At 54.4% G+C, this 22777-nt stretch carries 16 protein-coding genes; 14 read left to right on the top strand and 2 right to left on the bottom strand.

What is annotated here, in order from left to right; genetic code table 11:
- Positions 1-40: 40 nt before the first annotated feature.
- On the bottom strand, positions 41-928 hold the full coding sequence (locus AK95_RS03610) for a helix-turn-helix transcriptional regulator (protein ID WP_071218559.1): 888 nt from the start codon (positions 926-928) through the stop codon (positions 41-43).
- Between the two features lie 191 nt (positions 929-1119).
- Between AK95_RS03610 and AK95_RS03605 the strand changes: the two genes are divergently transcribed.
- From AK95_RS03605 to AK95_RS03540, 14 genes are all read left to right on the top strand, one after another.
- Complete coding sequence (locus tag AK95_RS03605; protein ID WP_071218557.1) at positions 1120-2169, top strand: Gfo/Idh/MocA family protein; 1050 nt, start codon at positions 1120-1122, stop codon at positions 2167-2169.
- A gap of 234 nt (positions 2170-2403) precedes the next feature.
- On the top strand, positions 2404-4656 hold the full coding sequence (locus AK95_RS03600) for a helix-turn-helix domain-containing protein (protein WP_235612977.1): 2253 nt from the start codon (positions 2404-2406) through the stop codon (positions 4654-4656).
- Positions 4657-5098: 442 nt separating this feature from the next.
- Positions 5099-6727, top strand: a complete 1629-nt coding sequence (locus AK95_RS03595) for an extracellular solute-binding protein (RefSeq protein WP_071218555.1) — start codon at positions 5099-5101, stop codon at positions 6725-6727.
- A 93-nt stretch (positions 6728-6820) separates the two neighbouring features.
- Positions 6821-7723: an ABC transporter permease gene (locus tag AK95_RS03590; protein ID WP_071218553.1), complete on the top strand. Its 903-nt coding sequence runs from the start codon at positions 6821-6823 to the stop codon at positions 7721-7723.
- Positions 7724-7749: 26 nt separating this feature from the next.
- Positions 7750-8625: a carbohydrate ABC transporter permease gene (locus tag AK95_RS03585; RefSeq protein ID WP_071218552.1), complete on the top strand. Its 876-nt coding sequence runs from the start codon at positions 7750-7752 to the stop codon at positions 8623-8625.
- A gap of 27 nt (positions 8626-8652) precedes the next feature.
- Positions 8653-10422, top strand: a complete 1770-nt coding sequence (locus AK95_RS03580) for a hypothetical protein (RefSeq protein WP_071218551.1) — start codon at positions 8653-8655, stop codon at positions 10420-10422.
- The gene (locus AK95_RS03575; RefSeq protein WP_083397514.1) at positions 10419-12644 is read left to right on the top strand and encodes a glycoside hydrolase family 88/105 protein; all 2226 of its coding nucleotides are present in this window, start codon (positions 10419-10421) and stop codon (positions 12642-12644) included. Before AK95_RS03580 ends, AK95_RS03575 begins: the two co-directional genes overlap by 4 nt.
- A 135-nt stretch (positions 12645-12779) precedes the next feature.
- Positions 12780-14645 (top strand): 3D-(3,5/4)-trihydroxycyclohexane-1,2-dione acylhydrolase (decyclizing), encoded by a 1866-nt coding sequence (gene iolD / locus AK95_RS03570; protein WP_071218549.1) that lies wholly within the window; start codon positions 12780-12782, stop codon positions 14643-14645.
- Between the two features lie 22 nt (positions 14646-14667).
- A complete protein-coding gene (gene iolE / locus AK95_RS03565; protein WP_071218548.1) occupies positions 14668-15576 on the top strand; it encodes a myo-inosose-2 dehydratase in 909 nt (302 codons plus the stop codon).
- 246 nt (positions 15577-15822) lie between these two features.
- Positions 15823-16836, top strand: a complete 1014-nt coding sequence (gene iolC, locus AK95_RS03560) for a 5-dehydro-2-deoxygluconokinase (RefSeq protein WP_071218547.1) — start codon at positions 15823-15825, stop codon at positions 16834-16836.
- A gap of 97 nt (positions 16837-16933) precedes the next feature.
- A complete protein-coding gene (locus AK95_RS03555) occupies positions 16934-18379 on the top strand; it encodes a CoA-acylating methylmalonate-semialdehyde dehydrogenase (RefSeq protein ID WP_071218546.1) in 1446 nt (481 codons plus the stop codon).
- 24 nt (positions 18380-18403) lie between these two features.
- Complete coding sequence (gene iolG / locus AK95_RS03550; RefSeq protein WP_071218545.1) at positions 18404-19438, top strand: inositol 2-dehydrogenase; 1035 nt, start codon at positions 18404-18406, stop codon at positions 19436-19438.
- Positions 19439-19663: 225 nt separating this feature from the next.
- The gene (gene iolB / locus AK95_RS03545; RefSeq protein WP_071218544.1) at positions 19664-20464 is read left to right on the top strand and encodes a 5-deoxy-glucuronate isomerase; all 801 of its coding nucleotides are present in this window, start codon (positions 19664-19666) and stop codon (positions 20462-20464) included.
- Positions 20465-20612: 148 nt separating this feature from the next.
- Complete coding sequence (locus AK95_RS03540; RefSeq protein WP_201259346.1) at positions 20613-21623, top strand: LacI family DNA-binding transcriptional regulator; 1011 nt, start codon at positions 20613-20615, stop codon at positions 21621-21623.
- A 204-nt stretch (positions 21624-21827) separates the two neighbouring features.
- Here the strand turns inward: AK95_RS03540 and AK95_RS03535 are convergent, their stop codons facing one another.
- The gene (locus AK95_RS03535) at positions 21828-22664 is read right to left on the bottom strand and encodes a helix-turn-helix transcriptional regulator (protein WP_071218543.1); all 837 of its coding nucleotides are present in this window, start codon (positions 22662-22664) and stop codon (positions 21828-21830) included.
- Positions 22665-22777: the final 113 nt, after the last annotated feature.

Raw genomic sequence — 22777 nt, 5'->3', positions numbered from 1 at the left:
CCGGGATATAGTTCGCTAAGGATTGATTCTGAAATCTGGTCTATAACAGTCTAGCCTGGGAAGGTGTCATGCCCTTGTACTGTTTGTACAGCTTGGTAAAATAATTCGGGTTGCTACAGCCGACGATGCCGGCAATCTCGGTGATGGTTAAAGTTCGTTCACGAAGCAGCCTCTCCGCTTCATTCATTCGGGTCAGATTGACGTAATCCACGAATGTGCGCCCTGTTAAACGCTTGAACATTTTGCAAAAATGAAACGGATTCAAACCGACCTCCGCTGCGGCGGTCTCAACCGACAATTTCTCGCCGATGTTGCTCTCGATGTGTTGAATGAGTGTTTTATAACGGTCCCGATTCGCAAAATACGGCTCGGCCGTCTTCTCCGTGAACGTTGCGGGCATGAATGTGCGCGCCAGCAGAACGAACAGGGTGTACAGCTTGGACTTGGTTACAAGCTCATAGGCTGGACGACGCGTTACAAGCTCTTCAATGACTTCATCCAGCAGCGGATAGCAGTCTGCGCCAGCTGGGTGGCTCTCGGCAGGCTTGACGGGGAAACGGAGCCGGCCTTCCATATAGGGAGCGACATAACGCGCATGAATCGGATCATGAAGGAAATCGTTGAAGAGGGATGCATTCACCACGACACAATCAAATCGTACGTCGCCATCTTCAAGCGCATATCCCACGTGCAGGCTGCCGCCGGGGATGATAATGACTTCCCCGGCCTTTACGTCATACGGAGTTGTATCAATATGGAATACCGCGTGTCCTTGGCGCATGCTAATGATCTCAAAGTGCTCATGCCAGTGGAGATACAGGATACAGTCTTTCATTTTGGCATGGGAGCAGAAGTTATGAAATACCTGCACGGGATAGGCTTTGTAGTCAAGTCTCGTATTCTCATGAAGCTCTCTTGGATTGGACAAGCGAATTCACCTCGAACCGCAAGATTAGAGTGGTAATGCACAAGGTTGTATAGAGAAAATGTTGAGTTCCGCCATTATAATGAAGTTGCTTCACTTACAATAAGCCAATATCGGAATGATGACAACGGGTTAGAAAAAAGATTTGTAAGCGGTTTACAACAATATGACGTATTCAGGGGGAGTTAGCAAGCATGACCACGACATTTAAAGTTGTGATAGCAGGATGCGGCAGTATGGCGAATACATGGGCGGAATATGCAAAAGGGCGTGAGGACGTTGAAATCGTGGGCCTCGTGGATATCCAGGAACAGTTTGCACAGGCATTTGCCGATCGGCATGGGCTTTCTTGTCCCACCTATACAAATATTACGGAGGCTCTTACTTCAAGCGAAGCGAATATCGTATTTGATGTGACCATTCCCGCCAGCCACTATGGGATTAGCACGGCAGCGCTTAAGCACGGGTGCCATGTATTCAGCGAAAAACCGTTAGCGGAATCGATGACGGAATGCCTGGATATCGTGAAGCTGGCCGAGTCTGTGGGCAGAACGCATGCTGTCATGCAAAACCGCCGATTTGATCCGCGAATTAGGGCGTTCAGGGATTTGATTGATAGCGGCGCGATTGGAAAACCCGGTTTCATAGGGGCGGATTTTTTTCTGGGCGCCCATTTCGGCGGGTTTCGGGACCTGATGGACAGCCCATTGCTGCTCGACATGGCCATTCACACCTTCGACCAGGCCCGAATGATCAGCGGAGCCGATCCGGTATCCGTGTACTGTCAGGAGTTTAACCCTCCGGGGTCCTGGTATGCCGGTAACGCGATGGCGATATGCATCTTCGAAATGTCGGACGGCTCCGTGTTCAATTACCGCGGTTCCTGGTGTGCCGAAGGCGCACAGACCTCCTGGGAGGCGGCATGGCGCGTAACGGGAGAGAAAGGCACGGCAATCTGGGACGGTCAAGATGAGATTTATGCGGAGTTCGTGGCGGAAGGGGATCAATCAGGAAATTTCATTCGGAAGTATGAACGGACGGAAGGGACGCTGCCCGTCATGGAGAAGACCGGACATCACGGCTGCCTGGAACATATGTTTCATGCCCTCGAAGCCGGCTTCAAGCCGGAGACGGATTGCAGCGACAACGTCTACAGCATGGCGATGGTGCTGGCTGCCTTGGAGAGTGCCAAGACGGGACAGAAAGTCATGATATCGGAGTTCATGAAGGGAACGAGTGAGTAGTCTCAGCGGCATTTTCATACAACACTAGCCTTGGCTGGAGGATAGCTTGCACAGGAATGTGTAGTCTGGGGAACAAAAACATATAGGGTACAAGGAGCCGCGGGGATTCGCGGCTTTTTGGTTTTGCGTTGCAGGAGTCCTTCCTTTAAAGACATCCCTCTTCCAGTGGGGGACAAAGCCGTGCTACAATAAAGGACAAGCATAAGTAAAACGCTTAACCTGGAAGAGAAAGGAATGACCTCTTTGCAGCAAAACTGGTATCGCAAGCTGCTTCTTTCCTATTTTCCCATTTTCCTTATCACCATTACCATTATCGTATTTCTTTCATTCATTATGTTTAATGAGGCTTCACGCGAAGAAGCGGCCAAGGCGAACGGGATATCCACGAGATTTATTATGGAAGACCTCGACCGCTCCATCCATGCTATTGAGATGAACGTGCTGAACGAAGTGGAGACGAGTTCCCTATACTCAAGCTATCTGTTCAGTACCCCGTCATCCGACCAAAATCTGATGTACTCGCTGGTGAAACGACTTCGCGTGCTGCAAACGGACAACGACATGATTGAATCGGTCTATTGGTACCGTCATTCGGATCAGTCCGTGCTGACCACCAGCGGGCAGAGCTCCCTCTCGTCGTTTCCGGACCGTTCATTTATCGAGCACGCCGTGAAGGAGCATGATTATCGGGGCTGGTCGGCCGTACGCTCCATGACGGGTCTCGGGGAGAATGAACCGAAGCAGGTCATCTCCATGTACAAAAATTTGCCGCTACCCTTCGGAAGCCAGGGGCTGCTGGTGATAAACGTCAGCATGTACCGGTTGGAGCAGATGATTAATCCAATGATAAATGACAGCGTTTCCTTTTTGAACATTCTGGATTCTAGCGGGGAGCTGATCTTCGAAGCATCCCAGACCGGAGAGGATAACCGGGCCAAAGAAGGCAAGGTGCTGACAACGCTGCAATCGGAACAGCTGGGTTGGACTTTTGAAAGCGGTCTCCGTGCGGGCCAGCTCTATGCCTGGGTGTCGGTCGTATCCTATATCTGGGTCGTCATCGGGTTCGTGACCGTGGTGCTTGCCGTTATTTACATCGTTTATATTAGCAGGCGGAATTATCAGCCGATCAAAGCTATGATGAACCGCTTAGAATCCATTCAGCTGAACATGCCGCAGGCGGCCAAGGATGAATTATCCGTGATCGACAGCGCGCTTGAAAGCCTGATCAACAGGTCCATGGATTATGACAAAAAGCAGGACGAGAATCTCCAGCTTCAGCGCAGTCAGCTGTTTATGGACCTGATCGGCGGGCAAAAGCACGAGGAGGAGCTGCAATCGCGGATGAGCGAGCTGACCCCGATGGCCCTGCCGGAACAATCGGTTGGCTACGTGATGATGCTCGGTGAAATCAATGATTACAGCGGCTTTCAGGATATTCATACCGCTCGGGACCAGAATGTGTTGAAGTTTGCCTTGATGAACGTGTTCCAGGAGCTTTCACGCAATGCCGGCTTCAACAGCTGGCTCGAATGGATCTCCGGCAGCCGCGTCGGCATTCTGATCGCGCTGCCGGAGGTAACAGACGAGACTCGTCCGGCCCTGATCCATGCTGCCGAGGAATGCCGCGGCTGGGTTGAGGAAAAGCTTCGCCTGCCTTTGAGCTTCGGGCTGGGCAGTACGGTCACCGGGCTTCATGAGATCGGGGCCTCGTACCGCTCCGCCTCGGAGGCGCTCGGCCATAGACTGGTGATGGGGGATCATGGCGTCCTGGTTGGCGATGAGCTGTCCAAGGAGGATTTAAGTCACCTGCTTCCTTATCTGACGGAAATTTCGGAGCTGGTCAAGGACTTTCGTTTAAATAACGATGGCTGGAGAACCCGTCTGCAGGATATGTTCGTTTCGTTCAAGGAAGAGCGGCTGAAGGATGATATTATCCGTTCTCTGGTCAACAGCATGCTTCAGCTGCTATCCCGGGAGGTTGGGGTGTTATCCGGCGAGCTGCGGAATCAGCTTTCGGAGAGCAAAGACCATATGCTGGCGGGAGCAGCGACCCTGGAGGAGCTGCAGAGCAGGATCAGCGATCAGTTAACGGAAACTTACCGTACTTACGTTGCGCTTAGTGAAACCAAAAGCTACCGGGCCATGATCAGCGAGATGAAGCATTATATCGAAGAGCATTTTGAAGATCCGGATTTGTCCCTGAAGCATCTTAGCGACCGTTTTCAGATTTCTGGCAAATACGCAAGCTATCTGTTTAAGATGGAATACGATATGAAGTTCGTTGATTTCCTGGTTCAGCTGCGGATGAAGCGGGCGGAGGAGCTGCTGGCGGAGACCGAGTTCTCCATACAGGAAATTGCGGAGAAAATCGGGTATGCAAACGCCATTACGTTCGGGCGGGTGTTCAAAAGGACGGCCGGTGTGACGCCGGGAGATTACCGCAAGCTGAAGATGAAGCCGGCTCCTGGTATGGAGCCGGGATCTTAAATCAGCGGCTTGGGTTGCGAAAGCAGTTTATGACTATAGTTTATCAAGAAGCGGGTGCAGAAATTTCCGACTGGGAGCAGCACCCGTTTCGTATTTTCCGCAAAATTACGGCATGTTTCAAACCAGGACATCATCTGGCGAGATGTTCCATATAAGGAACAAACCATGGATGCAGCAAGGCTTTAAGGCGATCGTGTGAAAACGGTTTATGATGCGAAAATAGTCATTGCTAAACCGAGAAACCCTGTAACCATGCGGATTCTGGCGTTTGGAATTTGGTTTATTGTCATTCCCGATCCTCTGAGCCATACTGAGGACACCCGAAAGGTTAAGCGCTTACATGAATGGATCCCAAAGCAGCGCAGGGATGCAGCCGCAGGATATATTCAATTAAAAGAACGGCGCGAACGTCAGGGCAATTACCAGAAAAGGGGATGTAACTATGGCGGCAAGCAAGAAAAAATGGGGCAAGCTCGCAAAGCTCTCGCTCGTCATGCTGTTGGCCGGAACGGTCGTATTATCCGGTTGTTCATCAGACTCGGGCAGCAGCACCAATACCTCAAGCGGAAGCGGAGATTCCGGCTCTAATGATGGTAAGCAGGTCACGCTGAAGGTTGAAATTTTTGACCGCGGCAATACACCGAAGCCATACACCATAACCGACAGCTACCTCACGAGATACATCCAGGACAACTTTGGAACTCCTAACAACATTAAGATGGAATTCGTACCGGTACCCCGTTCGGAGGAAATCAAGAAGCTGAACGTTCTGATGGCCAGCGGCGGCAACGTGCCGGATATCGTTTTTACGTACGATACCCCCACCTTCAATCGCTACGCGGAGCAGGGCGGATTGACGGAACTAACCGATCTGATCAACGAGCACGGTCCGAACCTGAAGGAATTCCTCGATGAGGACGCGATGAGTTACGGCCAGTACATGGGCAAACAGTTTGCCGTTCCTGGCAAGCGGGCTTTCCTGGGTAAGTATTCTTCCTTTATTCGTACCGACTGGTTAGAGAAGCTCGGCATGGACGTGCCACAAACCACGGATGAGCTGTACGAGGTCTTGAAGGCTTTTAAAGAAAAGGATCCGGGCGAAACCGGCGGCAAGGTCATTCCTTTCGGCATGACAATCGAACCGGCTCAATACGATCCGTTAATCTGGTCCTTTATCCAGCCGACCACGGAAGAACAGAAGTACACGCAGCTCCAAAAGCTCGGGGCCAATGACTATCCGACCCTGCTTCCCGGCTTCATGGATGCGCTTCAATTCTTCAACAAGCTGTACAATGAGGGGCTGATCAGCCGTGACTTCAGTTTGGACGAAGACAAGAAGCAATTGACCCAGGATGTAACGAATGGCCTCACTGGCTTCCTGACAGAGGATTATCCGAATTTGTACTACGCGGACGGCACCTATGATACGCTGCTGAAAAACCAGCCGGATGCCAAACTGGAACCGATCGATCCATTCACCAACTCCGAAGGCAAGCGCGCGAAGCCTGAATATGCGCCAAACGGCATGTATATCATGATTCCGAAAACAAGCAGCCATGCTGTAGAAGCGATTAAATACCTGAATTGGATGGCGGATCCTGCCAATCTGCTGGCTCTGCAAAACGGCGTGGAAGGCGAAAACTATGAAATGGTGGACGGCATTCCCGTCATGAAGACCGACGCTCCTCAAGATGTGATTGATCGTCTTTACAACTCCGGCGACATTGCCATTATCGCTAACGGCAACTTTGTAGGTGACGAGGCACAGAACCGGGAGAAGCTGACGACCAACTTCCCGGAGAAGTTCCAGGATCTGCACCGCAAGGCCGTCGGAATTGCGGCAACGGATACGTTCAAGCCGGTCAACTTTGACCGACCGATCGAAGCTGAGGCGAAATACGGCACGAACCTCCAAGCTAAATATGAAGAGATGATCGTAAAGACGGCTATGGCCAAACCGGAAGACTTCGAGAAAGTGTTCGAAGCTACCATGAAGGATTACATGGTCAGCGGCGGCCAGGCGATTCTTGATGAGCGGACCAAGGTTTATCAGGAAATGCAATCCGAATAAAGGCAATCCGCAGCGGGACAAGGGAACGGACGGCTATATACAAGAGGCCGTCCCCTCGCTCCCGGCGTCATGAGCAAGGAGAGGATGATTCAGATGAGAGGAACCGTTTACCTGCGCCGGTACTGGCAACTATATGCACTGCTTGTTTTGCCTTTGGTCTACTTTATCATTTTCAAATACGGCCCGATGTGGGGCGTTCAGATTGCTTTTAAGGATTTCAATTTCTTTCAGGGTATAACCGGAAGCGAATGGATTGGACTGGATGCCTTCCGAGAAGTCTTCCAGACACAGGACTTTTATAAAACACTGCGTAACACATTGATGCTCAATCTGCTGGACCTCTTGGTTTCATTTCCTGCGCCATTGATTCTGGCCATTATGCTGCATGAACTCCGAATCCGATGGTTCAAACGTTTATCCCAAACGATATTGTATATTCCCCATTTTATTTCATGGGTTATTATAGGCGGCATTGTATACCAGGTGTTTGGCACGCAATCGGGCATGATCAACAATATGCTGATGGCGCTCGGCTTTGATTCGGTGCCTTTTCTAACTGAAAAAAATACGTGGCTCATCACCTACCTGGCAACGGGTGTATGGCAGAGCGCAGGCTGGGGAACCATCCTCTATCTGGCTGCCTTAACCGGCATCAACAAGGAGCTGTTTGAAGCGGCGGAAGTGGATGGTGCAGGCAGGTTCAAGCGAATCTGGTATATCACGCTGCCGGGCCTGAAGACGACGATTGTAACGCTCCTTATCATCAACCTCGGGAATATGATCTCGATCGGTTTTGACCGTCCGTTTGTCATCGGCAATAAAGCGGTCATGGATTACTCCGACGTGCTGAGCACCTATGTGTACCGGACCGGTCTGGAATCCGGGCAGTATACGCTGGCGACGGTGGTCGGCCTGTTCCAGGCTGTCGTTGGCTTGATCTTTATCCTTGGAGCTAACTATGCATCCAAAAAATTGACGGACGAGTCCATCATTTAACGTTATTGCAGAAAGGAGTATCACTTATGAGCGAGCGTGTGTCGAACCGCGTTTTTGATACCGTAAACATCATCCTGCTTGCACTTTTTGTTCTTCTTTGCCTGGCACCCTTTTTCCATATTATCGCCATCTCCTTCAGCTCAAATCGTGCGGTAACGTCAGGTGACGTGACGTTGTTTCCGGTAGAGTTCAGCCTGCAGGCTTATAAATCCGTATTCTCGGATTCCAGCATGATCCGGTCTCTCGGCTTTACGGTCATGCTCACATTGCTGACGACGGTGCTGTGCATGATCATGACGATGATTGCCGCTTATCCGCTGACGAAAAAGAAGCTGAAAGGCCGCAAAATCTTCATGTTTATCATCATTGTGACCATGTTCTTCAGCGGGGGCATTATCCCGGAATACATTCTCGTGAAAGACCTGAATTTGCTGGATACGATTTGGGCCCTGGTTCTTCCGGGACTGATCAGCCCGTTCTATCTGATAATCCTGATCTCCTTCTTTAATGGAATTCCGGAAAGTCTTGAGGAAGCGGCCGAGATTGACGGCACAAGCCAGATCGGAACGATGCTTCGGATTATTCTGCCGCTGTCGTTGCCGGTCATAGCAACGCTAAGCCTGTTCTATGCGGTCGGGCGCTGGAACGGATTTCAGGACACGCTGCTGTACATTACAAGCGAAGAACTGTACCCGCTCCAGCTGAAGCTGTATCAATTGGTACAGAACAATATGATAACGGATCTGACCCGTAACGAGGGACCTGCAGCGGGTGTCAGAGCAACCACGGAAAGTTTGAAAGCGGCCAGCGTCGTATTTGCCACGGTGCCGATTCTCATCGTGTACCCATGGCTGCAGCGTTACTTCGTCAGCGGCGTGATGCTGGGAGCCGTGAAGGGTTAAGGACGACGGATATCAGGAGGTTCGTATATGTATAACAGAGTTTTTGAAGTCAATGACGGCTGGGTTCGGGAGGGGATGGACCGCCAGATTATGGAGCAGGCACATCGCTGGCATGGCGGGGTTCGCACCTTGGAGAACGGTTTGCCCTCACCGAACCATAACAGCGGGACACCGACCGCCATGGCGATCTGGGCCGCCGCGCTTTGCAACCCGGCATCCGAATACTACCGCAGCAGGGAACTCGCGAACAGATTAACGCTTGCGGCGCGTTATATGCTGGAGAGTCAGCATAGCGACGGTACGATCTCGCCGGGCTGGACGAATTTTCATTCCCCTCCGGATACAGCCTTCGTCGTGGTTGGTTACGCGCAAGCAGCGCAGCTGCTTCTGGCCGACGGTTGGGAAGAGCTGAAGGGAGCAGCGGCGGATATGCTGCTGTTTCTGGAACGCACCCTACCCGCCCTGATCACCGGAGGCTGCCATACGCCGAACCATCGGTGGGTGATCTGCGCGGCTCTGGGGTTCTTGAATGAGTTGTTTGATTCGCACGATGCCTTGAAGCGGGCGGAGGAGTGGCTCGCCGAAGGCATGGACGCCACGGCGGACGGGGAGTGGACCGAGCGCAGCAACGGGATCTACAACGTCGTCAGCGACGTCATGCTGATTCATGCGGCCAGGTTGCTGAAGCGTCCGGAGCTTCTGGTCCCGGTCCGTGCCAATTTGAAGATGATGTCCTATCTGGTTCACCCGGACGGGGAGATTGTCACCGAATATTCCGGGCGGCAGGATTATGGTCAAAGCTTCGATATGTCGGGATATTTTCTGCCGTGTCTGATGATGGCCTCACTGGATCGTGATCCGGTCTTTCAGGGGATGGCGGAACAGTCGCTGTCTCTGCTGAAGCATCCCGGCGGAGCACCGACCAACGCAGCCGTTCGGCTGCTCTTGGATCCGGGGCTAAAGCGCCAGGGTGCGGAGACAACGCAGATGCCGGAGCATTACCGCGTCGTGCTGAACGGAGAATTTCCAAGGGAGCGCTACCTGTCCGGGTTTGCCGGTGCCGGTCATCACGGTGTCATCCGTTACAGCCGGATGCATACGGATTTTGGCGCTCCGGTCGCCCGAATCCGTGAAGGACATACCAGCGTGACCGTCAGCACGGAAATGTCCTCCTTCTTTTCTATTCGTCATGGAGCGGCTCGTTTGTTGGGCGTGCAGTTCGCCTCCTACTTCGACCCCGGCTTTGTCAAGATGAGCCGGATGGCGACGCTGGAGGATGGATATCGGCTATCCGGCGTACAGGAGAAGGGCTACAACGGGCCGGTGCCGGAAGCCGATCTGCCTGCAAGCACCAAGGCAGACATCAGCCCTTGGTATCTGCTGCCGCATCACCGCCGTCCCCAGACGCATGTGCAGCAGCATAAGGTGGGGGTAGACGTGCTGGAAACCGTTGATGGCTGGAAGCTGGTCATTTCCTCGACGGAGCCGGAGGAAGTCGTATCGCAGATCTCGCTCATATTTCCGGCAGCTGGAGCCCTTAGCGGTGGAGAGCTTGCTCCCGCCGGCGTGGATGCCCAGTTCTGGATGGAAGGGAGCATTCGCTACGAAATGGACGGCGAGTGGATGGAAATTAGCGGCGGCGAATTTCAGCACACAGCGGCGGGTGTCCGGGAAGCGGTTTATCCGCTGGGGTGTCGAACGCTGCTGCTGAACGTGGTAACTCCGTTCGAGAAGGAGATTCACATCAAGCTTTCTCCGGCAGAGCATGCTCAAACGGAAGGAAGTGGAGCTTTATGACAAGCTATATCGAAGCTCGCGAGAGCATCCGGTATTGGTTGCGCGATGATGATGCCGGAGTGCTGAAGACCATTGCCGACCGCTACATCGGAGCGAACCCGGAAATTCCGTTCTCGCTGCGCTCGTTCGCTGAAACAGGTATTCTTCAGACCGAGGAAGGGTTCTATAATTTCAACTTCGGCGACCGGTTCCGGGATGCGTTGCCGGGGGACGCCGCCTATGCGCTTGGCTTGGTCTGGAGCGACGATGAGCGTTCGCTTGACGCCGGGATCATGCCGTTCAGCCCCGTACGGTTCTATCTGAACGATCAGCTGATGTACCGTTCGGGAGCAGAGGACGAGATGAAGCCGGACGCAAAAATCGTTGTTCCGCTTGTTCTGAAACCCGGCTGGAATACGCTGCTGATTGAGGCGCGCAGGACCGAAGCTGGCTTCGGCTGCCGATTTGGCTCCCAGGAAGGCAAGGTCAGAGTTCTGCAGGTGTTATCCCCGTTTGCTGATCGGAAGGAAGCTGCCGGTTGGGCGTATGCCGGGCCGTTGACCGCCGGCATGTTTGGAGAAAGCGGCATCTTCCCAAATGCGCACGGAACCGAAGACGAGACCGGTGTTAGCTGGCTCCCGGTCACAGGCTGGAGCGAGGAAGAAGCGGAGAAGCCGAATTTTGAGCGAATGTTTGGCTTGCCGGAGCTCCCGGTATCGGGTTTTGCCTGGAGCCGATTGCATGTGCCGGCAGGCGTTGACTATGTTGTGCTTAGAGGCCGCGCTCTGGGGCGGACGAAATTATGGATCGGCGGGAAACCTGTGTTGGATACTCAAGAGTGCGGCGATTTTGACTGCGAGATTCCTGCTGCGTCCTGCCGAGGGGATCTTCTCGTACGCTGCTCTAGCGGGCCATCCGGATGGGGATTTGAGCTTGAGGCTTATAGTTCAGAGAAAGAGCTGGACTTTGTGCTTCCGGTTCCGGTCCAGGGTGCACCCTCTCCGTGGCTATTTGCCGGGCCGCTGGCTGCAGAGAAGGAGGAAACACAGGAGGAGGTGTGTTTGGTCCGACGGCTGTTCCCGCGGGCGGATAGCCGCGGTTTGACCGGCTGGTCCCTGGATGCTCCGGGCCGCCGGGTCAGGCCGTTCTATGAGAACGCGATGCTCAGCAACAAATGGACTTCCGGAACTGCCACCAATTTCGGGCGCTGGGACTATCCGCTTGGGGTGACGATGTACGGCCTGCTTCAGACGTCGCGAATCCTGAAGCGGCCGGATATTGCGGAATATGCTCGCGCGCACATCGACATCTGCACTTCATGGTATGAATACGCCGTTTGGGATCGGGATACGTATGGATTTCCGTCGATTAACCATCAGTTGGTGCTGATCAAAATGCTGGACAACTGCGGTTCCTTCGGCTCTGCGATGCTGGAAGCTTACACGGAAAGCGGCAATCCGGATTACTTGAATGTGGCGGAAGTGATTGCGGACTTTATGACGAACCGCCTGGAACGTCGGGAAGACGGCGCATTCTACCGTCTCTGCATCTCGGAGTACTCTGCGGATACGATGTGGGCGGATGATCTGTACATGAGCACGCCTTTCTTGTCGCGGTATGCCGAGATTACAGGCGATTCCTCTTATCTGGATGACGCGGCCCATCAGTTTCTGAGGTATCGGGAGTATCTGTTTATGCCGGAGGAAGGCGTGATGAGCCACGTGTTTGACTTCAAATACGGGAAGGCGACCCGAATTCCTTGGGGGCGTGGAAATGGCTGGAGCCTGTTCTCCTTGTCCGAGCTGCTTGAACGCCTGCCGGGGGAGCATAAGGACCGACCGGCCCTGCTTGAATTCTACCGTGAGCTGTGTGCCGGGATCGCTTCCTACCAGGGAGAGTCAGGGCTCTGGAGACAAGTCATTACCGATCCGGAAGCATATGAGGAAGCATCCTGTACAGCCATGTTCGCCTATGCCTTTGCCAGAGGCGTGCGGTTCGGCTGGCTGGAGAATCCCGCACCGTTCGCCGATGCCGCCATTCGGGCATGGCAGGGGCTGACCGGAAAAGCCATCGATCGCCGCGGCAGCGTGCACGGGGTATGCAGCGGGTCCCGTTATTCCTTTACCGGGGATTATTACAAGCATGACCTGCTCACCGTGGTGAATGACAATCACGGGACCGGCATCATGATGCTGGCGGGCGCGGAAATCATAAAATTGAAAGGCATGCTGGGCGGCAAGTAAGGCATACACTTTCTTTAAAGCGCTTAACCCTTCGTTGGTTAGGCGCATAGATCTAAAAGGTTAAGCGCTTAATTCACATAATGTTTCTTTCTTAGGATGCAATGAAGATGAAAAGTTGAAAAGGAGATGAACCGGTTGACGACGACACGATTAACGATGGCACAGGCGCTGCTGAAGTTTTTGGATGCACAGTACGTTTCCGTCGATGGAGTGGAGACGAAATTCGTGCATGGGGTAATGGGAATATTCGGACACGGCAATGTAACCGGTCTTGGCGAGGCCTTGGAACGAAGCGCGGGTGACCTGGTTTATGTTCAAGGCAAAAATGAGCAGGGCATGGTGCATACCGCTGCGGCATACGCGAAGCAAAAGAACCGGCGGCAGATCTGGGCCTGCACCTCGTCCATCGGACCCGGTGCGCTCAATATGGTCACCGCGGCAGCTACGGCAACGGTGAATCGCATCCCGGTGCTGCTGCTGCCTGGTGACAACTTCGCCTGCCGCCAGCCTGATCCGGTGCTGCAGCAGATCGAGGCACCGTCGGATTATACCGTATCGGCCGCAGATGCTTTCAAGCCGGTGAGCCGGTATTGGGACCGGATATCCCGGCCGGAGCAGCTTATCGCGGCCGCCCGCCAGGCGATCCGTGTGCTGACTGATCCGGCGGAGACGGGAGCGGTTACGCTGGCGCTGCCTCAGGACGTGCAGGCTGAGGCGTACGATTATCCGGATTCGCTGTTTGAGAAAACGGTACACGTCATCGACCGCCGCCCGCCGTCGGCGGAGCGACTGAAGCGTGCGGCGGCACGGATTGCAGCCAGCAAGCGTCCGCTCATCATTGCCGGAGGAGGCGTGCACTACAGCGATGCAGCCAACGACCTGGCTGCATTTGCGGAAGCTTTCGGCATCCCGGTCGCAGAAACGCAGGCCGGCAAAAGTGCGCTTCCCTGGAACCACCCCCTGAACCTGGGCGCCATGGGCGTAACGGGCTCGTTGGCGGCAAATCGCGCTGCCGCTAAGGCCGATTTGATTATCGGTATCGGCACTCGGTATTCGGACTTTACAACGTCCTCCAAATGGGCGTTTCAAAGGGAGGATGTATCGTTTCTGAACCTGAATGTCAACGGTGCGGACGGCACCAAGCTCGGCGGCGAAGCGCTGATTGCCGATGCGAAGGAAGGGTTGAAAGCGCTGCACCAGGAGCTGTCTCGGGATGGCTATCAAGCGGGCTATGAAGATCGAGAGCTTGCCGGTTTGAAAGCAGAGTGGGACTGCGAGGTGGACCGCTTGTACGCTGCCGAGCATCCAGACGGCTTGTCTCAGACGAGAGCTCTTGGCGTCATCAATGAGGTCATCTCCCCATCTTCCATCATCGTCTGTGCCGCAGGCAGCCTGCCGGGAGACTTGCACCGGTTATGGAGACCTTCCGAACCGAAGACGTACCACATGGAGTATGGCTTCTCCTGCATGGGGTATGAGGTGAGCGGCGCCTTGGGTGCAGCCCTCGCGGAGCCGGACCGTGAAGTCTATGCGCTGGTCGGCGACGGCAGTTACCTGATGCTGCATTCGGAGCTGATCACCAGCTTGCAGGAAGGCCGCAAGATTACGATTTTGCTGTTCGACAACCACGGATTCCAATGTATTCATAATCTGCAGCGGAGCAACGGCAGCGATGGGTTTGGCAATGAGTTCCGACGCCGCGAAGTGGGGACGGGTCGCTTGACAGGTGAATACCTCCCGATTGATTTCGCGGCACACGCTCGTGCGCTTGGCGCTAAAGCCTACAAGGCCAACTCGCCGGAAGCACTGCATGAAGCACTTCTCCTGGCGCAGAAGGAAACCGTCACGACGCTGATCGAGATTCCGGTTGTTCCGGGGACGAACACCGATGGTTATGAGTCCTGGTGGCGCGTAGAGGTGCCGGAGGTGTCGGCATCAAGCAAGGTGACCGAAGCGCAGCGCCAGATGGCTGCCCGAAGCAAGGAAGCAAGGCCCTACTAAACCACACAAAGGAGCGCTGGATATGAGCAACAGGCACTTCAAGCTTGGGATCCATCCTATTAACTGGGTCGGCGAGGACGTTAGGGAGCATGGGGACGACACGACCTTTGAGATGATTGTAGATGATATTGCGGCTTTGGGACTGACAGGTACAGAGATGGGAAGAAAATTCCCTAAGGATCGGACAGTACTGAAACGGGAGCTGGATGCGCGCGGCATTCAGCTGGTTTCCCAGTGGAAGTCGGTGCTGTTCTCTGATCCCGATTACCGGAAGCAGGAGCTGGAGGATTACCGACGGCACGCGGAGTTTCTGGCCGGATTCGGCAGCAAAGTCATCAGCACGGCGGAGGTAGGGGGATCACTTCACTTCGATCCCCGGCGGACGCCGAATGAGAGCATCGTTCTCCGTCTGGATGACGCCGGATGGGAAAGCCTGGCGGAAGGACTGAACCAGGCTGGCGAGATTGCGGCGAGCTATGGCATGAAGCTGGCTTACCATCACCATGGCGGCACGGTCGTGGAGCAGCCGGACGAAATCGACCGCCTGATGGCTATGACCGATCCATCGCTGGTGTTTCTCCTGTACGATACCGGTCATGCCTATTATGGGGGAGCAGATCCGCTTGAACTGCTCCGCAAGCATTATGAGCGGATTGCGTACATCCATCTGAAGGATGTACGGTTTGATATTTTGGAGCAGGCACGACAGGCTCGATGCGATTTTGTAAGCTGTATTCGCAGAGGCGTGTTCACGGTTCCAGGAGACGGCTGCATTGACTTTGCGCCGATTATCGGCGAGCTCGTCAAGCGCGGCTATGACGGCTGGGCGATGCTGGAGGGTGAACAGGACCCTGCGCTGCACCCTGCCAAGGAGTACGCTCAGCAGGCAATCGAATACCTGGAACGGCTGGAAGGCCAGCTGAAACTATAGGGCTGTAGTTAAGCAGCGCGCGAGTTGAAACCAGGCTCATGCGATTCGACAGAGTTCGAGAACATAGATACAGCATGCATAGCAGACAGCCAGTAGCTCTCATTCAGGTTTCGATGATTAAGAGCTGTAGGTGATCAGGTGTCAAAGGATCAAGAACTGCAGGTGAATGACGGCCATTGGATAGTGGAGCCATGCGTTTCTTGGCGCTCGCAGCCTGGGGGCCGATCTGATCAAGGAGGTTAATCCATGAGTGAAATCATGTTCAATAACGAAAAACCGGTGGACTTCGTGGCTGTAGGGAGGCTCTGCATCGACCTGAACGCCAATGAAATTAACCGGCCGATGGAGGAAACGAGCACGTTTACCAAGTACGTGGGCGGATCACCCGCCAACATCTGTATCGGGATGGCACGTCTGGGGTTGAACACGGGCTTTATCGGCAAGGTCGCGGACGATCAGATGGGCCGTTTTATTACAAAATACCTTGAGAATAACGGAATTGCGACTAAAGGCGTGTCCACCGACTACACGGGAGCCGTGACGGGGCTGGCTTTTACCGAGATCAAAAGTCCGACCGACTGCAGTATTTTAATGTACCGCGACAACGCCGCGGACTTGCTGCTGGAGACAGGGGACGTGAACGAAGAGCTGATCGCCTCCGCCAAAATGGTGCTGATCTCCGGAACCGCGCTCGCGGCCAGTCCTTCCCGGGAAGCCGTGTTTCTGGCTCTGGACTATGCCAAGCGTCACGGGGCCGTGATCGCGTTTGACCTCGATTACCGTCCGTACACTTGGAAATCTCCGCAGGAGACGGCGATCTACTACAATTTAGCAGCGGAAACATGCGATATTATCCTCGGCACGCGCGAGGAGTTCGACATGATGGAGCAGTTCGGGGGCAACTCGGAACGAAGCGACCGCATCACGGCCGCCAAGTGGTTTGATTACAACGCCAAGATCGTGATTATCAAGCACGGCAAGGAAGGTTCCATCGCGTATACCCCTGGCGGTGCCAGCCATACGGCACAAAGCTTTCCGGCGAAGGTCATCAAGACGTTCGGAGCGGGAGATTCATACGCCGCCGGTTTTCTGTACGGCCTGATGCAGGGCTGGCCCATCGAGCGCTGCATGGAGTTCGGCAGCGCAGCGGCTAGCATTGTCATCTCCAGCCACAGCTGCTCCGATGCGATGCCGACGAGCGAGGCAGTTCACGATTATATCGAGCGCTGCAAGCGAGGCGAAATTACCTCCAATTCCTAAGTTTAGTTCATGGTCAGGAGCTATATTGGAGATCTGTCATCACTGATGTTTCGTTGTGTTCTATTTTACTGATCCAATCGAAAGGGGCAAACCAGCCATGACGCATACCCTGAGCAATTATATCGGCGGACAATTCGTTCCATCCCGATCCGAAACAACCGATCCCGTATACAATCCGGCGACGGAAGAAATCCTTGCTTACGTTCCTCTATCCACCAAAGAGGAGGTAGATCAGGCCGTGCAGGCAGCCGCCAAAGCGGGACGTGCCTGGGCCAAGACAGCTGTTCCTCGCCGCGCTCGCATTCTGTTCAAATATCAACAGCTGCTGGTAGAGCATTGGGAGGATCTGGCACGCCTGATTACGGCGGAGAACGGCAAAAGCTATGCCGAAGCCTACGGCGAGGTGCAGCGCGGCATCGAATGCGTGGAGTTTGCGGCCGGTGCGCCTACGCTGATGATGGGCAGGCAGCTTCCCGACATCGCCACCAACCTGGAGTCCGGCATGTACCGGTATCCGATCGGCGTTGTGGCGGGTATCACGCCGTTCAACTTCCCGATGATGGTGCCGTGCTGGATGTTCCCGCTCGCCATCGCTTGCGGCAATGCGTTCGTGCTGAAGCCGTCGGAGCGCACGCCGCTCTTGGCTCAGCGTCTGGCGGAGTTGTTCGCCGATGCCGGTCTCCCGGACGGCGTTCTGAATATCGTTCACGGCGCTCATGATGTAGTCAACGGCATCTTGGAACATCCCGGCATTGCCGCCGTGTCCTTCGTCGGCTCTCAGCCGGTGGCAGAGTATGTGTATAAAACCGCTTCTTCCCACGGCAAGCGTGTGCAGGCCTTGGCCGGAGCGAAGAATCACAGCATCGTGATGCCGACTGCCGACTTGAATGCTGCCGTGACCCAGATCGTCAGCGCGGCCTTCGGTTCTGCCGGCGAGCGCTGCATGGCCTGCTCCGTCGTCGTGGCCGTGGGCGACGTGGCGGAGCCGCTGCTGGAGAAGCTGAAGCAGGCGGCCGATGAGATTATCATCGGCAACGGAGCGGACGAAGGCGTCTTCCTCGGGCCAGTTATCAGGCGAGCTCACAAGGAGCGCACGATCTCTTATATCGAGGCGGGCGAGCAAGAAGGCGCCAGGCTGGTGCGCGATGGACGGAGCGATGAGGCCGTGAGGGGGGACGGATATTTTGTCGGACCGACGATTTTTGATGAGGTGACCAGCGAGATGAGGATTTGGAAGGACGAAATTTTTGCCCCTGTGCTGTCTGTCATGCGTGCGGAATCGCTGGAGGAAGCGATTGAGATTTCCAACCGCTCGGACTTTGCGAACGGGGCCTGCCTGTTTACCCAGGATGGCAGCGACGTGCGCCAGTTCCGTGAGCATATCGATGCCGGCATGCTTGGCGTCAACCTCGGCGTTCCAGCACCGATGGCGTTCTTTCCGTTCTCCGGCTGGAAAAATTCTTTCTATGGGGATCTGCATGCAAATGGAACGGACGGCGTGGAGTTCTATACCCGCAAGAAAATGGTAACGGCGCGCTGGTAGCCTTTAAGCAGAGGAGACGTTCATATGAAAACCATTAATATCGGCATTATCGGTGCCGGACGTATCGGCAAAATCCATGCGGATCATCTGCTGCGCATGCCTGGTGCAAAAATTGCGGCCATCGGCGATTTGTTCGCCGACGACAAGCTGAGGTCCTGGGCCGCGGAGCGCGGCATTCCTGTGGTTACGACTAATAGCAACGATATCTTGGAACATCCGGATATCGATGCCGTGTTGATCTGCTCCTCTACGGATACCCATGTCCCGCTGATCAAGCAGGCCGCGGCGAACGGCAAGCATATTTTCTGCGAGAAACCGGTCAGCATGAGCGTGGATCAGACCCGCGAGGCGCTGGCGGCCGTGGAAGCGGCAGGCGTAAGTCTGCAGATCGGCTTCAACCGCCGGTTTGATCATAACTTCAGCCGGGTTCGGGAGATTGTGTCCGCGGGGAGAATCGGGGAAACGCATCTGATCAAGATTACCTCGCGCGATCCGAGCCCGCCGCATCCGGATTACATTAAAGTGTCCGGCGGGCTGTTTATGGATATGGCCATTCATGATTTCGACATTGCCCGTTTTCTATCGGGGAGCGAGGTAGTCGAAGTGTATGCCCAGGGAGCAGTACTCGTGGACCCTGCCATTGGAGAGCTGGGCGACATCGACACCGCCCTCACTACGCTGCGGTTTGAAAACGGAGCGCTCGGCGTCATCGACAACAGCCGCAAGGCCGTCTACGGTTATGATCAGCGGATCGAGGTGTTCGGCTCCGGCGGCTGCGTCTCCGCTGACAACGACTATCCCAGCACAGCCGTAGTCAGCGGCCCGGATGGCGTTATTCGCGACAAACCACTGTACTTCTTCCTGGAGCGGTACAAGGAAGCGTACATGAACGAGACGCGGCAATTTATCGAGAGCTTGCAAAACGGTACCGCGGTGCCAGTCAGCGGCCATGATGCCCTTCAGGCAGAGCTGATCGCCTTGGCGGCCAAGCGTTCGCTCCAGCAGGGCCGCCCGGTGAGGCTTGCCGAGCTCACCACCGGCATATCCTCCGCAGGCTAAACCTGAAATCAGAAGAGGCTGTAATTGGCAGCGGGCTGTTGAGAGGGGATGGCTAAGCTGGCTGAACAAGAAGACATCATCGTTTGTGTTCGCTAGCCTCAATATCTGCTTGAAATCGATATATGAGAAGCTGTCGCCCAAGCGCTGGAAGATCTTACTCAAACGGGAGAGCTATCTGTTGAAGCTTCATCATTTGCAGAGTCAGAAACAAAAAGGAGGAATACCATGCCGAACTTAATTGTACCCCTAACGACGCCGGACCTGGACGGGCGCGTGCTGTCCATAACGCCGCAAAGCGCAGGCTGGACATATGTGGGCTTTGAAGTATTCCGTTTACGGGAAGGACAGACGCTGAGACGAGTCACGGGAGATCAGGAAGCGGCTCTTGTTCTGTTAACCGGGCGAGCCGACGTGAGGGCCGGGGGAGAGAGCTGGCATAACATTGGCAAACGCATGAGCGTGTTTGAAAAGACGCCTCCCTATACGGTTTATGTGCCCTCACAGAAACAGTTCGAGGTCACAGCACTAACTGAAATGGAGCTGGCGGTGTGCCTTGCCCCGGGGAAAGGCTCTCATCAGGCCCGTCTCATCGCGCCGGAAGAGGTCGGCGTGGAGAACCGCGGGAGCGGGAGCATGTCGCGTCTGGTGCATAATATTTTGCCGGAGCAAAAGCCTGCGGACAGCCTATTGGTGGTCGAGGTGTTTACGGACGGGGGCAACTGGTCCAGCTACCCGCCGCACAAGCATGACCGCGACGAGCTGCCGGAGGAGTCGCTGCTGGAGGAAACCTACTATTTCCGGGTTCAGCCGGAATGCGGTTTTGCCGTTCAGCGGGTCTACACCGATGACCGTTCGCTGGACGAAACGATGGCGATCAAAGACGGCGAGGCTGTTATGGTGCCTGAGGGCTACCATCCGGTATCCGCGCCTCCCGGATATGATGTGTACTATCTGAACGTCATGGCGGGGCCGAAGCGAATATGGAAATTCCGCAATGATCCGGATCATGATTGGCTTATGAGATAAAGCTGGAAATCAGGGAACGTGTTATGGACCAGGATCCTTAGGTGTGCATGTCTGCAGGCAGTAATAACGACTAAATGGTCTTGCGCTAAACGAGATGAAAGCTCATAATAAATTGAAATGCCAAAATTAAACAAATGGAGTTCAAGGGATGATAAGAGCGACTATTTATGACGTTGCGCGCGAAGCCGGCGTCTCCATTGCCACCGTCTCTCATGTCATGAACGGCAAGGGCAAGATCAGTCGCGAACGGCGTGAGGAGATTCTAGATATCATGCAGCGCCTGAATTATCGGCCGAATGCGATTGCCTCAGCCCTCGCCGGCAAAAAAACCTATACCCTGGGATTGCTCGTCCCCGACATCTCCAACCCCTTTTTCGCCGAGATTGCACGATCGGTCGAGGATCACGGGCATCAGCTTGGATACAGCGTGATCATCTGCAGCACGGACAACCAGGAAGAGAAGGTAAAGCGCTATGTCAGCCTGCTGAGACAAAAGCAGGTGGACGGCGTTATTATCGGTACGGGCGTATCCCATGGCGAGCTGCTTAAGCCGCTTCAGGAGCATTCGCTGGCTATAGCGCTTATCGCTCGGGACAATCCGGCACTTGGCGCAAGCAGCGTTCGGGTTCATGACCTGGAAGGGGGACGTCTGGCTGCTGAGCATCTGCTTCGTCTCGGTCACCGCAGGCTGGCTGTACTCGCCGAGCATGAACGGGTGACGAGCAGCAATGAGCGGGTACGGGGGTTTGTCGAGGCTGCGGCCTCGCTCGGTTTCGGGCCGTCTCCCGACTATATGGCGGCCTGTGACCATAAGATCGAGGACGGATACCGCCGAGCCAAAGCTATTCTGGAGCTGGAGGAACCGCCCACTGCGCTGTTTTGCTGCAACGACCTGCTGGCGATCGGCGCCCTTCAAGCGATCCGCGAGCTCGGGCTGCGCGTTCCGGAGGACTGTTCGGTCGTCAGCTTTGACGATACGATTCTCGCCCGAGTAACCGATCCGCCGCTCACCGTTATTGCCCAGCCGATGGAACAGATGGGCCGCCTGGCGGTGGACCTTGTAGTCAGGAATCTGTCCAGCCAGGGAGAACCTCCACAGCGGATTGTGCTCCCCCCGGAGCTGGTCATCCGCCGATCCACGGCCCCGCCGCCGGGATAAAATCTTCTGGAGACAATCGGTTACACCAAGAATCATGTTCCAGTTAAAACGGACGACAGAGTTGTTATTATGGCATTGGCAGTCGATTTGCTGCTAGCGCTGAATAACGTCTCTCAAGTCCGTTTTTTGGTATCAATTTTATTTCGCTTACATAGGGTTTTTCTTAGATTCGAGAGTATACGCCGATACACCAATCAGCAACCGTTACAGGGTTGAATGATTCGCATGTTTTGAGGTTTTTCGAAACGCTGCGGGAGCCATCCCTTTGTACTTATGAAATGCTTTACTGAAGTGAAATTCATCATGATATCCGCATGCGTTGGCGATAAACCTCAATGTATACGACGTGTATGCCAAGTAACGCTCTGCATGCCGCATACGGATGTCGGTCAGGTAGTCCTTGGGAGAAACATGCAGATGCTTCATAAACAGCTTTCGCAAATATGACTCCGAAATGGCATGTTTCTTTGCTAAGGATCCAATATGAAGCGGATCGGCGTAATGGTTCTCGATGTCTGATTTAATCCGGTGATATGCCTCATATGCGGGCTCTATTAGAGACGGCTTGTTCTCCTGATGTAATTTGGCGATCATCCTTAGAAGCAGGGCGCTGCTTTCCAGTTCACTCTCCGTATTCCCGGGAACCCAAGCCCTTGTCACCTCGCTGAAACCATGGTCCATCCCGATGGCTTGCTCGCCTAGAAAATGGGCCATAAATGGGATTTCAAGCCGCTGAATGCTTTGAGGGAGCTGCCATTCAGACCGGAAATGTTGAAGGCAGCAGCATTCAAACAGCACCATGCTTATGGTAAGAGGGGCTTCCGGAGCGCTTTTCATACGCATCTGCAAGCCTGGTTCCATATAAAACAGCATGCCTTGACTTACCGGATATGCTTGATCCGCATAGAAGATTCCGCTGCCTTCATGGATCCAGTAGAAACTGTGCACTGACGTATTATTACGGATATCAGACCAATCGGAAGAGGTGGTCTTTCGGAAGGTCCAGTTGATCCGCACAACCAAATCTCGAGCTTCATACACGGCAGTCCAGCCTCCATCCTGATAGGTGATATAAGAAAAGAATAACTCAGGATCACAACAATCGCCAGGGATGGATGCAAGGAGCGATTTTTACATGTTTTGTATCGGCTTTT

Origin of the sequence: Paenibacillus sp. LC231, assembly GCF_001860525.1 — a bacterium.
Classification (GTDB): domain Bacteria; phylum Bacillota; class Bacilli; order Paenibacillales; family Paenibacillaceae; genus Paenibacillus_AQ.
Note: the sequence above shows the minus strand (reverse complement) of the source record. Positions and strands in the feature narration are given on the sequence as shown.

Coding starts and splice junctions, on each gene's coding strand:
- AK95_RS03605 (WP_071218557.1), top strand. CDS start 1,120: ATGACCACGACATTTAAAGTTGTGATAGCAGGATGCGGCAGTATGGCG.
- iolC (WP_071218547.1), top strand. CDS start 15,823: ATGAGTGAAATCATGTTCAATAACGAAAAACCGGTGGACTTCGTGGCT.
- AK95_RS03600 (WP_235612977.1), top strand. CDS start 2,404: ATGACCTCTTTGCAGCAAAACTGGTATCGCAAGCTGCTTCTTTCCTAT.
- iolE (WP_071218548.1), top strand. CDS start 14,668: ATGAGCAACAGGCACTTCAAGCTTGGGATCCATCCTATTAACTGGGTC.
- AK95_RS03585 (WP_071218552.1), top strand. CDS start 7,750: ATGAGCGAGCGTGTGTCGAACCGCGTTTTTGATACCGTAAACATCATC.
- AK95_RS03595 (WP_071218555.1), top strand. CDS start 5,099: ATGGCGGCAAGCAAGAAAAAATGGGGCAAGCTCGCAAAGCTCTCGCTC.
- AK95_RS03575 (WP_083397514.1), top strand. CDS start 10,419: ATGACAAGCTATATCGAAGCTCGCGAGAGCATCCGGTATTGGTTGCGC.
- AK95_RS03540 (WP_201259346.1), top strand. CDS start 20,613: ATGATAAGAGCGACTATTTATGACGTTGCGCGCGAAGCCGGCGTCTCC.
- AK95_RS03555 (WP_071218546.1), top strand. CDS start 16,934: ATGACGCATACCCTGAGCAATTATATCGGCGGACAATTCGTTCCATCC.
- AK95_RS03590 (WP_071218553.1), top strand. CDS start 6,821: ATGAGAGGAACCGTTTACCTGCGCCGGTACTGGCAACTATATGCACTG.
- iolG (WP_071218545.1), top strand. CDS start 18,404: ATGAAAACCATTAATATCGGCATTATCGGTGCCGGACGTATCGGCAAA.
- AK95_RS03580 (WP_071218551.1), top strand. CDS start 8,653: ATGTATAACAGAGTTTTTGAAGTCAATGACGGCTGGGTTCGGGAGGGG.
- iolB (WP_071218544.1), top strand. CDS start 19,664: ATGCCGAACTTAATTGTACCCCTAACGACGCCGGACCTGGACGGGCGC.